Source organism: Halorussus aquaticus (assembly GCF_024218795.1).
GTDB classification, from domain to species: Archaea; Halobacteriota; Halobacteria; order Halobacteriales; family Haladaptataceae; genus Halorussus; species Halorussus aquaticus.
The window spans coordinates 2,671,417-2,683,781 of record NZ_CP100400.1 but is presented as its reverse complement, the minus strand read 5'-3'; the positions used below and the strand labels follow the sequence as shown (position 1 = coordinate 2,683,781).

The window sequence follows — 12,365 nt, the reverse complement described above, 5'->3', positions numbered from 1 at the left end:
ATCGCCGGGACGTTCCTGTTGGCGCTCGCCTCGGCGGCGTTCGTCTACGTCGGCGGCCTGTTCGCGCAGTCGGCGTGAATGGACTCGGTTGCCCCGACGGAATCTCTTTAAGTAGTTCTGGCGATAATGGGTAGATACGAAGGAAGACGGTCTCGTTCTGCAGGACTCGGTTCTCCGCAGTCGCGCGTCTCGACTCGGCGGCGCTCCGTCGCAGGCGCATGTTTAAACTATCCCCGCCGACTACGGGCGAGTAATGACCGAGGGGTGGACCGACCAGCAGTTGCCGACGTGGCAGTCGGACGCTGTCGGCGACGACCGCGACGTGGAGCGACCGTTCAGTCAGCGACCCGGCGACGGCGCTGTCGGCCGGGCAGACCTCCAACGTGACCAGACGGTCCGGAAGTGGGGTCCCGTCACGCCGAGCGCGACCCAGATCGGTCGCGCGGAGTCGCCGGACGCCGACCTCTCCGAGAACGTGCGCCGACTCCACGAGGAACGCCACTCCGCGATGGCCGGGCACAGCGCGCGGATGCACCGCCTCGACAAACTCCGCATCGCCCACGCGCTCTGCAACGACCTGTCGCTGACCCCGTGGCAGCGCGACCGGGTGGTCGGCATCATGTCGGACCTCGACCTCACGGCGTTCGGAAGCCAGCGCGCCATTCCGAAGGTGGCGCTGGTCGTCATCCGCCACGTCGTGGACCGCGAGCGCGAACACTACCTCGGTCTCCACGACCAAGAGTGGATTAGCGGCCTGTCGCCCGACCGATTGAACGACCTCTACGACCAGTTCCGGTCGATAACCGACGAGGAGGAGTTCTCGGCGCTCGTCGCGAAGCACGGACTGGACGTGACCAGCCTCAATCGACTCCGGCGCACGCTCAGAGACCAACTCGACGAACAGGACCTCGAAACGGCGGTGTACGGCCGGAACCCCTACCGCGACCCGAACCTGCCGAGCCTCGACGCTCGTCGCGCGGACGAAGCCCACGAGAAGTAACTGAGTGTCGTCGCACCTCGACCTTCGTCGGTAGAACAAGGAGAGAAATCGGCGATAGAGCGAAAACCGGCGAGCGAATCTTCCTCGTATCTACCCGTTGTCGCCAGAAGCACTTAAACGAGAGCCGTCGAGTCCGATTCTGGTCGTAGTCCCCTGCGCAGGTATCGCAGCACGACCGGCCACGAGTCCGCCGCCGCGACGGCGTTCGCGGCGGGCGACCCGCCGTACTCCTGACTCGTCGCCTCGCCGGTGTATCGGCGGTACGGCAGGCCGAAGACGTGTCCCGCGTCGTCGTACACCCGTAGCTGGTACGGTTGGTCGTGGCCGCGTCTATCGAGTCGGTCGATGGCCATCGCCGACAGCGCCGGAGCGGGCCACGTGGCGTCGTCGCTCCCGGCGAGCAGGACGACCGGTCCGTCGATGATTTCGACCGGGGCGACCGCTCGCCGCAGGGTCGAGGCACCTACCCATTCACGGACGGACTCGGGGACGCAGGCGACAGTCTCACACTCCTCTCGTGCGTCCTGCACCGCGCTGAACACCGTCCGGACCGCCGTCGCGTCGGCGAGCGGGTCCCCATTTCGAGTCCACGCCGACGCCCAGTCCGTGACCGCCGTGGCAGACGCGTTCACGCCCGGTCCGAGGACGCCGCCCCCGGAGTAGCCGACCACGGCCGTACTGCCGGAGAAATCGGCCGCCGCCAGTAACGCCGCCTCGACGCCCCGCGAGACGCCGACGAATCCGGCGCGTTCGTCGCGGACCCTCTCCCGTTCGGTCAGCCAGCGAGTCGCCCGGCGGAAGTATTCGACCGGGACGCCGCGCACCGACTCCGGAAGCCCTTCGCCGCCAACGTACTGGAGTGCCAGCGTCGCGTAGCCGTGACTGGCCAGCGTTCGACTCAGCGCGTGCGGAACCCGCGCGTGCGACCCGTGGAGTGCGACGACGCCCTGGTGCGGTCCCTCCGCTTTGCCCGGCGGTTCGTAGAGCCACCCGACGAGGTCCCGGTCGGAGACGGTCCGCCGGGAGACGCTCGAATCGGTGAGGACGCGAGTGGTCGTCGCCGAGGCCCGGCGCTCCTCGCCGACCCGCGCGGTGAGCGTCACGTCTACCGCCGCCCGTTCGCCCGCGACGAAGCGGTCCGGCGTCGGTGACGCGCCCGCTCGCGGCGTCAGCCGGCACAGCAGCATCTCGACGGCCGCGAGGTCCGACGACTCGAACCCCGGTCCCATCGCGGTCCAGTCTGCCGTCCCGGCGGGGTCGGTCGTCGCCGACGACAGTCGGTCCGCGACGCTCGCCGCTCCCGTTCGGTCGGTTCGGAGCGACCGCGCGGCCGAGAACTCGACGCCCCGCTCGTCGGTGGCGGTCGCTTCGAGCGTCACCTCCGTTCTCGGTGCGAACCCTGCGAGGCGGACTCGCGCCGGTCGGCCGACGAGCGTCCGGTCGGGCGCGCGGACTTCCGGATTCGGGCCGCGCTCGCCGGTTGCTAGTGTCCCCGGCGCGAGCGTGACGCCCCCGGAAACAGCGACCGCACGGAGCAGGTCGCGGCGCGTTTTCGTCATCGTCTGGACGACGTTCCGAAGCGGGATAATGATTGACGTCGGACTGACGTCTGTTCGGAGTAGCTTCGGTAGAACGAGACCGTCTCCCTCGTATCTACCCGTTGTCGCCAGAAGCACTTAAAGCGCGACGGCGGACGACGAACCGACAGTCTCGGGCACGGACCGACGGTTAGACCGGCGCGGCGAGAAACCGAATCGTCACTGCTCGCTCTCGTAGAACTCCGCGCGCAGGTCGTTGTCGTCGAGCGTCGTCGCGGTGTCCGAGAGTTGAGCGCGGAGGTCCGCGAGTTCCTGCGTGAGTTGTTCGTACTCCTCGTTGGCGTCGAGTTCCTCGGGACTCTTCTTGGTCTCCAGCGCGGCCTTCTTGTTCGCCAGCGAGAGGAACCGCTGCATCTGAACGTCGTAGGTCGAGCGTCGGATGAGGGTCTCGACGGTTTCGCGCAACTCCTCGGCCTCCGAGACCGGCTTTTCGAGATAGGCGTCGAAACCGAGTTCGAGGATGTCGAAGTCGGGTTCGACCGCCGAGACGAGCGCGACCCGACAGGTGAGTCCCTGCTCGTGTATCTCGTTCAGTACGTCCTCGCCCGAGAGGTCCGGCATCCGTCGGTCGAGCAAGACGACGTCGACCTCGTCGTCGAGTTTTTCGAGGGCCTCGGACCCGCTGTAGGCCGTCCGAACTTGGTAGTCGTCTTCCAGCCATTGGGCGTAGGCGTCCGTTATCGGCTTCTCGTCGTCGACTATCAGCACTGTAGCATCTTTTGGCATAGTTCCGGTCTCGCTTGCGCTCTGTAGTGATTCACTCATGTCCAGTCGAACTTAAACTGCCGTGTCTCGGCGACTCCGGTCGCCGGTCGCGGCGTTCGCCGGTGGGTCCGGCCGGTCGTTCGCGCGTTCGGTTCGTCATCTATCAGTCCGTCTCCTGTTCGAAAGGCGATTTCGCCGTCTCGGGTTCGTAGCCGCTCAGGAAGACGAGGTTCCCCCTCCCGACCTGTACGCGCGTGATGAGGCCCTTCTCCTCCATCTTCGAGAGTTTGCGACTGACCGTCGATTTCGACCAGTCGGTCTCCTCGGTCACGTCGGCCTGCTTCATCCGTCCCCCGTACGTGGTGAGCAGTTCCCGGATTCGGTCCTCGTCGGTCAGCATCGCCTCCTCGGGGAGGTCTTCGACGCCCGACTCCCGGCCCGACTGTGGGGCCGACCCGGACGAGGCCCCCTCACCGGCCCGTTCGGCGGACCCGCCGGTCGCGGTATCGACCGACTCCGAGCCGTTCGCGTCGGAGAACACGCCCGTCAGCGAGTCGCGAATCGACGCGAACAGGCCGCTCTCGGAGTCGGGCACGGAGACGTCCGTGTCGTGAGACTGGACGTGGTCGCTGGTCGCGGTTCGGTCGCCGTAGGTCTCGGTGACCGACCACTCCTCACCGTCGTCGGAGACCTCCACCACGGCATCGAACAGGGTCTTCAGCGTGTTGATGGTCTCCTCGTCGTGGATGTCGGGGTCCATCTGGTAGAAGCCGATGGCGTCGGCCGCCCGGACTCGGTGCGTGAGAATGTGGAGATACCGAAACGCGGTGTCGAAGTCGACGTACTCCAGAAGGATAGTCAGCGTCTGGACCGAGACGAGCGTCTGATTCCCGTTGCCGTTCCACCGGGTCAGTTGCTCGCTCAGCGGCGCGATGATGTCCATCGGCTGGTTCGGGTCCACCCGAGCGACCGACACGTCCGGCGGGAGTTCGCTCTCGTCGTGGTCGCCCGTCGTCTCCACCGTGTTGGCGTGGATGAACGCGAGTTCGTCGGGCAGACGCTCGATGTACTTCTTCCAGTCGGAAATCCACGTCTCGGGCGGCGGCGTGTACGTCACTGCGGCGACGTTCGCGTCCTCCGGCGGCGTCGTCGAGGCGAGTAGTTCGAGACACGCCCGGTTGCCCGTGGGTGTCAACGGTGCCAGCAGGAGAACGTTCGAGGACTGCTCCAGTTGTCTCCTGTCGGATGTATCGATGTTCATTCGTTGGTCATCATGTTTCGTTTTGTTTCATCAATTTGAACGTGTTCCGGAGCTATTGCAAGTAGTGGGTGTTGACGGTCCGATGGATATTAAGTCATTGCCATCGGGGTTCGGCCGAGCTTCGGCGACCGAAGATGCTGGACGAGGCGTACTGGAACAGAGAGACCCCTAGCGTAAAAACACCCGCCAGTAGGCGTAAGGGACATTAAGTGGGGAGTCGAAACCGGCGGCGACTCCGGGAGACTAAAACGGCGGTGTACCGAAGCCACGACCATGCAAGCAGTGATTCTCGCGGCGGGCGAGGGAACGCGAATTCGGCCGCTGTCGGCGTCGCTCCCCAAACCGATGCTACCGGTCGCGGACCGCCCGTTGGCCGCCCACGCCGCCGACGCCGCCGTGGACGCGGGCGCGGACGAACTCGTCGTCGTCGTCGGCTACGAGGCCGACGCCGTCCGAAACTACTTCGGCGACGAGTACGCCGGAGTCCCAGTGCGCTATGCGGTCCAAGAGTCCCAGTCGGGCACCGCCGACGCGGTGCGGGCCGCCCGCGACCTGCTAGACGGCCCCTTCGCCGTCCTCAACGGCGACAACCTCTACGACTCCGACGCCATCGCCGACCTGTTCGAGGCGGGACCCGCGGTCGGCGCGACGCGGGTCGAAGACCCCTCGAACTACGGCGTCCTCTCGACGGACGGCGACGCCGTCACCGATATCGTCGAGAAACCGTCCGACCCACCGACCGACCTCGCCAACGCCGGGGCCTACGTCTTCCCCGAGGAAGCGCGGGCGTGGCTGGACGTGCCCGAGAGCGAGCGCGGCGAACACGAAATCACCGACGTTCTCGCGCGCGCCGTCGAGGAGTACGACGTGGGCTACGCCGCGATGGACCGATGGCTCGACGTGGGACGGCCGTGGGAACTGCTGGAAGCCAACGAGTGGAAACTCGGCGAACTGGACCGCGACCTCCGGGGAACCGTCCACGAGGACGCCGACATCCGGGGCGACGTGGTTGTCGAAGAGGGCGCGACAATCGACGCCGGAGTCGTCGTCGAGGGTCCGGCGCTGGTGCGCTCGGGCGCGAGCGTCGGGCCGAACGCGTACGTCCGCGGCGCGACGCTCGTGAGCGAAGATGCGAAAGTCGGCCACAGCGTCGAGGTCAAGAACAGCGTCCTCGGCCGAGGCACGCACGTCGCCCATCTCAGCTACGTCGGCGACAGCGTGCTGGGTCGCGACGTGAACTTCGGCGCGGGGACGAACGTCGCCAACCTCCGCCACGACGACCAACCAGTGAAACTGACGGTCAAGGGTGAGCGAATCTCGACCGGTCGCCGGAAGTTCGGCGTCGTCGCCGGAGACGGCGCGAAAACCGGCATCAACACGAGTCTGAACGCGGGCGTGAAACTCTCGTCGAGTGCGACGACGACGCCCGGCGAAGTCGTCACGCGCGACCGATAGCCGCGAGTCGAATTCGGAACTGAAGTCGGACACGGGAATCGGACTCGGACCCGGAATCGGAGTCGGCCTCGGAGCCGAATCCTTTCCGAACGGACTCAGTCGTGGACCAGCACGTCTAGCACGTCCGGTCCCTCCCGTTCCAGCGCCTCGGACAGCGCCGACTCGATTTCGTCGGGGTCCTCGACCAACCGCCCGCGAGCGCCGTGGCTCTCCGCGTTCGCCGGGATGTCGACCGGCGGTTCGAAGTCCATGCCGACGAACTCGTTGTCGTCCTCCTCGCCGCCGAAGAGGTCGAGCGTGTTGTCCTTCAGGATGCGGTAGTTGCGGTTGTCCGGAATCACGACCGTCAGGTCCGCGTCGCGGCGGGCCGCCGAGTAGAGCGTCTGGGGGTAGTAGAGGTACGACCCGTCGCCGACGAACCCGACCACGTCGCGGGGGTCGTCGGTCTCCGACTCCGCGACGGCCGCGCCGACCGAGGCCGGGAGTCCGTAGCCGAGTCCGCCGCCCTTGTTCGAGATGTACTGCTCCGGTTCGAAGTCCCACCGAGTCAGCATGGCGTACTTGGCGGTGACGCCCTCGTCCACGACGTAGGCGTCCCCGGCGACTCGCTCCATCGCGTCCACGAGTTCGGCCTTCGAGGCCCGGGGGTCGTCGGCCTCGTCCTCGCCCATCTCGGCCATCCGACTCTCGACCATCTGTTTGACCGCGCCGACTCGCTCCAGTCGCTCCTCGCGGCCCTCGTCGGTGACGCGCTCGCGGAGGCGGTCGGCGAGTTCCGAGAGGACTCGGCCGGGGTCGCCCACCACGGCGGCGTCCGCCGGTTGGTTCTTGCCGACCTGCCACGCGTCGTCGCTGACGTGGACGCAGGTGGTGTCCTCGGCGACGAGTTCGCGCTCGTGGCGCGTCAGGGTCGTGTTCGTCGAACACCCGGCGAACACGAGGTTGTCCGCGCCGAGCAGTGTCGCCGCGAGGTCCTCGTCCGGCGGGACGTAGGAGACCCACTGGTCGTGGTCCGTGGGGAAGTCCACCTCGCAGGCCAGAATCTCGCCGTGGACGCGCGCTCCGGCGGCCTCCGCGAACGCCACCGCGGACTCCACCGCGTCCACCCCGGAGCGCGCCACGCCGTCACCGACGACGAGCGCCACGTCCTCGCCGGGGTCCGCGAGCAGGTCCGCCGCGAGTTCTATCTGTGTCGGGTCGCCCCGGCCAGCGTCGGGAATCTCGCCGAGTCGCTCCGGGTCGGCGTCGGTCGGAGTCATCATCACGTCGAGGGGAAGCGCCAGAAAGACCGGCCCGGTCGGCGGCGTGAGCGCCACGCGGAACGCCCGCCGGAGCATCGTCGGCAGGGCGCTCACGTCCTGCACTTCGGCGCTCCACTTGGCGAACTCGTCGGCCATCTCCACGAGGTCGCCCGACAGAATCGGCTCCTCGTGGCGGAAGTCGGTGCTGTGGTTCCCGGCGGTCACGACCAGCGGCGCTCCGGCCACGCTCGCGCCGTAGAGGTTGCCGAGGCCGTGCGCGAGGCCCGGCGCCACGTGGAGGTTCACGACGCCGACCGGCGTCACCGAGTCGTCGTGGTGGGAGTGATACCGCCGGGTGCTGGCGTAGCCCGCGGCCATCCCGACCGCCACGTCCTCGTGGAGTCCGAGGACGTATTCGAGGTCGCTGTCCCCGAGGGCTTTCATCACGGGGAGTTCCGTGGTGCCGGGGTTGCCGAAGACGTGCGAGACGCCGTAGCGCTCCAACGCGTCCACGAACAGGTCGGCTCCGGTGTACTCGTCGGACATGTGTGTTCACTGTTCGCAATCACCTGTGAAAGATGTTGGTCCCGTTCGACACTCACGGGCAGTCGAGAAGGCCGTAGTCGCGGTCGCGGTGGCGTGCCGATTCCTGTGGGAGACGGTCGCTACCGGCTCACTTTCGCGGTGTGCCACGCGTTCTCTGCCAGCGGTTCGAACGCCTCGCGCGCCCGGTCGGCCATCGGATACTCGCCGTGGTAGGGGTCGGGGTCGCCCTCCACGCCGGTCACGCTCCGGATGGCGTCGGCGATGGACTCGTAGTTGTCGCCCACTACGTCCCGAATCAACACCGGCATCCCGGCGCGTTCGCAGAGTTCGCGGGCCGCCTCGCGGCCGACGTACACCGTCTCCTCACTGCGGTCGGCGAAAACCAGCGCGAACGGCGTCTCGCCGAACTGGGCTTCGAGAAACGTCTGGGCCGGGTCGTCCTCCCACGCTATCGCGCCGACGCCCTCGACGCGCCGGAGCGCCGAGGCGGCCGCCGAGCAGAACGGACACTCGCCGTCGTACACCAGTACGCCGTGATAGTCGCTCACGCCCGGGGGTACCACGCTTGCACCCATAAACGCAGTTGCCGTCGGGTCGGGAGTTACCGCCGGAACGCCGACTCGGAGCGTCGGCGGTTCGCCGCGCTCACCGCTTCGACCGGCCCGGCGGGTTGTCGTGTTCGGCGCGGTGTTCGAGCATCTCGTCGTACTGGCAGGCCCGAATCCGGAGATCGGACTCCGGCTTGGCCGTGCAGGATAGAATCATGTCGGCCTCCTCGTCGGACTCGTAGTACCGGCGGGCGTCCGACTGGTCCACCTCGCCCTCCAGCAACTCGGCGGCGCAGGTGGTACACCACCCCTGCTGGCAGTCGGCGGGGAGCCAGAGTCCCTCGCTCCGGGCGGCCGAGAGGACGTACTCGGTCTCGGGCACCTCGATTTCGACCGTCTCGCCCGCCCGCTCCACGTCGCAGTCGTCCGGCACCTCGATTTCGACGGTGTAGCTGCTCACGGGTGTAGGTAGCGGGCACGCGAGGATGAACGTGTCGGCGTCCGCGGGAAGTGGTGCATTCTGATTCGGCCGCCGTCACCTGTCTCCGAGCAGCGAAGTGTGGTAATGCTTAACCCAACCGTCGGCGAAGTCCGCGACGAGTGGTCGTCGTGACGTTAGCAACAGTTCCGCGGTACGACAGCGACCGGACTTCCGAGCGGCGGGGCCGAGCAGTGGTCGCCGGGGCGGGCATGGCGGGCTTGCTCGCGGCCCGCGTTCTGGCCGACGAGTTCGAAGCGGTGACTGTCCTCGACCGAGACTCGCTGGCCGACGAGGTGACTCCTCGACGCGGCGTCCCGCAGGGGCGCCATCCACACGCGCTTCTCGAAGCGGGGCGCGCCACGCTGGAAGACCTGTTTCCGGGGTACGGCGAGGACCTCGTCTCGGCGGGAGGAGTGGTCGTCGATTTCGCCAGCGACGTGAACTTCTACGACGAGGGGGACTTCCTCGCCCACGGTCCGGTCCGTATGGAGACGTACTCCGCGAGTCGGCCGTTAATCGAGCAGATAGCCCGCCAGCACGTCGCCGACCTCGACGGCGTCCGACTGCGCCCGCACTGCCGATTCGTAGACTACTGCTCCGACCGGGCTCACAGGTCCGTCGAGGGCGTAGTGGTTCGGGAAAACGGCGACCGAACGGAGATTCCGGCCGACTTGGTCGTGGACGCCACCGGCCGGACGAGTCGGACGCCGACGTGGCTCGCGGACCACGGCTACGCACCTCCGACGGTGGACGAAGTCCGCATCGACTTGGCCTACAGCACCGCGTACGTCGAGCGACCCGCCAGCGACCGCCGGACGTATCTCGTGCCGCCGTCCTCGCCGCGGACCCGCGGTGGCATGGCCGCGCCCGTGGAAGGTGACCGTTGGGTGGTGAATCTACAGGGCGTCCACGGGACGACCCCACCGACGGAGTTCGCGGCGTTCGCGGAGTACGCCGCGGGCCTTCCGACGCCCGTACTGAAGCGACTCCTCGACGACCATCCCACCGTTTCCGAGACCGTCGAGTACTACCCGTTTCCGTCGAACAGACGCCACCGGTACGAGGGCCTCGACCGGTTTCCGGAGGGCTTAGTCGTCGTCGGTGACGCCCTCGCTAGCTTCAATCCGGTCTACGCGCAGGGCATCTCGGTGGCCGCACTCGAAGCGCTAGTTCTCCATCGAGCCCTCGTAACGGGCGGTCGTCGGAATCTCGCGTTCCGGTTCTTCGACCGGGCCGAAGACGTCGTGGACGTGGCGTGGATGCTGGCCGCTGGCAGTGACTTCAGGTTCCCCCAGACGATAGGCCCCGAACCGCGGGGCACCGAACTCGTCGCCCGGTACCTCTCCCGACTGACCCGGAGGGCTCACACGGACGGCGCGCTCGCCGAGGCGTTCGTTCGGGTGCTCTCGATGGAGCGACCCCCGGTTTCGCTATTTCGCCCCAACGTCCTCTGGCGGGTGTTCGGCCCGGCTACGTAGCCGTCAGCGAGACCGAGGGCGGTCGAGCGGTCCGTTTCTGGTCCCATCACCAGTTCGTCGCGTCCCGGTCGTCACGCCGAGTCGTTGATGCGCCGGTTGGTCGAGTAGGGCGCGTCGCCGGGTTCGCCCCGGACGAAGTGGCCCGCCGGGTTGATTTCGCCGTCGCGCTCCATGCTGAGGAGTTCGATGAACCACGCCTCGTGCTCTATCTCCTCCTGCAGGATGCGACTCGCCATGTCGTAGGTCCGCGGGTCCTTGCCGTGGGTCATGTCACAGATTTCGCTCCACGTCCGGATGGCGCACCGCTCGGCCTCCAGCAGGACTTCGAGGACGCCCTCGGCGTCGAGTTGCGAGAGGTCCGGTTCCTCGCCCTCGTACGGGTTCGGCATCTCGGCGTGCGGGCACGACGCCCGGCCCATGAAGTCGTCGATGTCGTAGGGCAGGTGGCCGCCGAGTTCGTACACCCGCGGCGCGACCAACTCGAAGTGGGCGCGGTCTTCGAGTCGGGCGTCCTCGGTAATCTCCTTGTAGTCCTCGTGGCCTGCGAGGTGCATCCGGAGGTTCGTGTAGTAGTAGTACGTGCTGAACTCCGCGCCGATGGCGTCGATGAGACGCTCGCGGAGTTCCTCCGGGTCGAGACCGCGCTCGCGGAGCGCCTCCATCCCCACGCGAGTGTCGGTCGTTCCCGGTTCGACGCTCCCTGAACCGTGTCGTCGTTCGTCGTCTGCCATTTGTGGTCTCCCCCACGACTCGGAACGACTCACAAACCCTTAATCATTCTTCCCAGACTGCGAACATCGGTTCGGGTTCGCGGAACGCAACCTCGCCGACGCCGGGGTCGGTCGGCGAAACCGGTGATTCAGGGGGTGAGGATAGCTATTATGTACCGAGTCGGAGATGGTTCGTACATGGTTGACAGTTCCGTCCACCGCGGACTCGAAGACGTCACCGTCGCCGAGACGAGACTGAGTCGCATCGACGGGGAGAACGGCGAACTCGTCATCGGGGGCTACCCGCTCGAAGAACTCGCGCCGAACGCGACCTTCGAGGAGACGCTCTACCTGCTGTGGCACGGTCGGCTTCCGACCCGCGACGAACTCGGAACGTTCGAGGCCGACCTCGCGTCTGCGCGGTCGATTCCCGACGAGACGGTCGGTCTCCTCCGCCTCGCGGCCGAGCGCGGGGTCCCGGCGATGGACGCGGTGCGGATGGGTATCGCCGCGGCCACCCTCGCCCCGACCGACGCGGAGCAGCGTCCCGAGCGCGACGCTCGTCTCGCGGTCGCACAACTCCCGACCGTCGCGGCGACCTACTGGCGACTCCGGAACGGAGAGGACCCGGTCGAACCGGACGAGGACCTCGGCCACGCCGCGAACTTCCTCTACATGCTGACCGGGAGCGAACCGAGCGACGACGAGGTCCGCGGACTGGAGACGTACCTCAACAGCGTGGTGGACCACGGACTCAACGCTTCGACGTTCACGGCGCGTGTCGTCGTCTCGACCGAGTCGGACGTGGTCTCGGGCGTCACCGGGGCGGTCGGTGCGCTGAAGGGACCGCTCCACGGCGGCGCGCCCGGCCCGGTTCTGGAGATGCTACTCGACGTCTCGGAGTCGGGCGACCCCGAGGGCTACGTTCGGGACAAACTGGAGTCGGGCGAGCGCCTGATGGGGTTCGGCCACCGCGTCTACGAGGTCCGCGACCCGCGCGCTGCGGTCCTGTCGGACGCCGCCGAGACGTTCTACGACGAGAGCGGCGACGCCGAGTTCTTCGAGGCCGCGAAGGAGGCCGAGCGAGTCGGCGTCGAACTCCTCGAAGAACACAAGCCCGAACTGGGTCTGAACACGAACGTCGAGTTCTACACCGCTGTCCTGCTCCACGGCATCGGCATCCCGCGGGAACTGTTCACCGCCGTCTTCGCCGTCTCCCGCGTCGGCGGGTGGACGGCCCACGCGCTGGAACAACTCGACGACAACCGCCTCATCCGACCCCGCGCCACGTACGTGGGCGAGACCGACCGGCGCTGGACGCCCATCGAGGAACGGTAGGTCG

General features: G+C 67.4%; 11 protein-coding genes. 4 read left to right on the top strand and 7 right to left on the bottom strand.

The features are described from left to right. The first annotated feature begins 253 nt into the window (after nucleotides 1-253). A complete protein-coding gene (locus tag NGM06_RS13810) occupies nucleotides 254-1,000 on the top strand; it encodes a DNA-directed RNA polymerase subunit epsilon (protein ID WP_254267520.1) in 747 nt (248 codons plus the stop codon). A 113-nt stretch (nucleotides 1,001-1,113) separates the two neighbouring features. Here the strand turns inward: NGM06_RS13810 and NGM06_RS13805 are convergent, their stop codons facing one another. The 3 genes from NGM06_RS13805 to NGM06_RS13795 all read right to left on the bottom strand — a co-directional run bounded on the left by NGM06_RS13805 (nucleotide 1,114) and on the right by NGM06_RS13795 (nucleotide 4,564). After that, nucleotides 1,114-2,559 carry an acyl-CoA thioester hydrolase/BAAT C-terminal domain-containing protein gene (locus tag NGM06_RS13805; protein ID WP_254267519.1) on the bottom strand — a complete coding sequence of 482 codons (1,446 nt, stop codon included), beginning with the start codon at nucleotides 2,557-2,559 and terminating at the stop codon, nucleotides 1,114-1,116. Nucleotides 2,560-2,757: 198 nt separating this feature from the next. Next, nucleotides 2,758-3,324: a response regulator transcription factor gene (locus tag NGM06_RS13800; protein ID WP_254267518.1), complete on the bottom strand. Its 567-nt coding sequence runs from the start codon at nucleotides 3,322-3,324 to the stop codon at nucleotides 2,758-2,760. A 142-nt stretch (nucleotides 3,325-3,466) separates the two neighbouring features. Continuing rightward, on the bottom strand, nucleotides 3,467-4,564 hold the full coding sequence (locus tag NGM06_RS13795) for a helix-turn-helix transcriptional regulator (RefSeq protein WP_254267517.1): 1,098 nt from the start codon (nucleotides 4,562-4,564) through the stop codon (nucleotides 3,467-3,469). A gap of 273 nt (nucleotides 4,565-4,837) precedes the next feature. Here NGM06_RS13795 and glmU point away from each other — a divergent pair, with 273 nt between their 5' ends. After that, the gene (gene glmU / locus NGM06_RS13790; protein ID WP_254267516.1) at nucleotides 4,838-6,019 is read left to right on the top strand and encodes a bifunctional sugar-1-phosphate nucleotidylyltransferase/acetyltransferase; all 1,182 of its coding nucleotides are present in this window, start codon (nucleotides 4,838-4,840) and stop codon (nucleotides 6,017-6,019) included. 95 nt (nucleotides 6,020-6,114) lie between these two features. On the opposite strand, the gene NGM06_RS13785 is transcribed toward glmU, so the two are convergent. The 3 genes from NGM06_RS13785 to NGM06_RS13775 all read right to left on the bottom strand — a co-directional run bounded on the left by NGM06_RS13785 (nucleotide 6,115) and on the right by NGM06_RS13775 (nucleotide 8,814). Then, nucleotides 6,115-7,806, bottom strand: coding sequence for a thiamine pyrophosphate-binding protein (locus NGM06_RS13785; protein WP_254267515.1), 1,692 nt, complete (start codon nucleotides 7,804-7,806; stop codon nucleotides 6,115-6,117). 119 nt (nucleotides 7,807-7,925) lie between these two features. Further along, entirely contained in the window at nucleotides 7,926-8,381 is a 456-nt protein-coding gene (locus NGM06_RS13780; RefSeq protein WP_379793558.1) for a DCC1-like thiol-disulfide oxidoreductase family protein, read from the bottom strand. A 70-nt stretch (nucleotides 8,382-8,451) separates the two neighbouring features. Then, on the bottom strand, nucleotides 8,452-8,814 hold the full coding sequence (locus NGM06_RS13775; protein ID WP_254267513.1) for a 2Fe-2S iron-sulfur cluster-binding protein: 363 nt from the start codon (nucleotides 8,812-8,814) through the stop codon (nucleotides 8,452-8,454). A gap of 149 nt (nucleotides 8,815-8,963) precedes the next feature. Between NGM06_RS13775 and NGM06_RS13770 the strand changes: the two genes are divergently transcribed. Further along, nucleotides 8,964-10,313, top strand: a complete 1,350-nt coding sequence (locus NGM06_RS13770) for an FAD-dependent oxidoreductase (protein WP_254267512.1) — start codon at nucleotides 8,964-8,966, stop codon at nucleotides 10,311-10,313. A gap of 71 nt (nucleotides 10,314-10,384) precedes the next feature. On the opposite strand, the gene dps is transcribed toward NGM06_RS13770, so the two are convergent. Continuing rightward, nucleotides 10,385-11,044 carry a DNA protection during starvation protein gene (gene dps / locus NGM06_RS13765; RefSeq protein WP_254267511.1) on the bottom strand — a complete coding sequence of 220 codons (660 nt, stop codon included), beginning with the start codon at nucleotides 11,042-11,044 and terminating at the stop codon, nucleotides 10,385-10,387. A 177-nt stretch (nucleotides 11,045-11,221) separates the two neighbouring features. Here dps and NGM06_RS13760 point away from each other — a divergent pair, with 177 nt between their 5' ends. Beyond that, nucleotides 11,222-12,361: a citrate synthase/methylcitrate synthase gene (locus NGM06_RS13760; RefSeq protein ID WP_254267510.1), complete on the top strand. Its 1,140-nt coding sequence runs from the start codon at nucleotides 11,222-11,224 to the stop codon at nucleotides 12,359-12,361. Nucleotides 12,362-12,365: the final 4 nt, after the last annotated feature.

Bases quoted from the DNA above. Each gene is read 5' to 3' on its own strand.
- NGM06_RS13805 (WP_254267519.1), bottom strand. From the start codon at position 2,559: ATGACGAAAACGCGCCGCGACCTGCTCCGTGCGGTCGCTGTTTCCGGG.
- NGM06_RS13795 (WP_254267517.1), bottom strand. From the start codon at position 4,564: ATGAACATCGATACATCCGACAGGAGACAACTGGAGCAGTCCTCGAAC.
- NGM06_RS13785 (WP_254267515.1), bottom strand. From the start codon at position 7,806: ATGTCCGACGAGTACACCGGAGCCGACCTGTTCGTGGACGCGTTGGAG.
- NGM06_RS13810 (WP_254267520.1), top strand. From the start codon at position 254: ATGACCGAGGGGTGGACCGACCAGCAGTTGCCGACGTGGCAGTCGGAC.
- NGM06_RS13800 (WP_254267518.1), bottom strand. From the start codon at position 3,324: ATGCCAAAAGATGCTACAGTGCTGATAGTCGACGACGAGAAGCCGATA.
- dps (WP_254267511.1), bottom strand. From the start codon at position 11,044: ATGGCAGACGACGAACGACGACACGGTTCAGGGAGCGTCGAACCGGGA.
- glmU (WP_254267516.1), top strand. From the start codon at position 4,838: ATGCAAGCAGTGATTCTCGCGGCGGGCGAGGGAACGCGAATTCGGCCG.
- NGM06_RS13760 (WP_254267510.1), top strand. From the start codon at position 11,222: ATGGTTGACAGTTCCGTCCACCGCGGACTCGAAGACGTCACCGTCGCC.
- NGM06_RS13780 (WP_379793558.1), bottom strand. From the start codon at position 8,381: ATGGGTGCAAGCGTGGTACCCCCGGGCGTGAGCGACTATCACGGCGTA.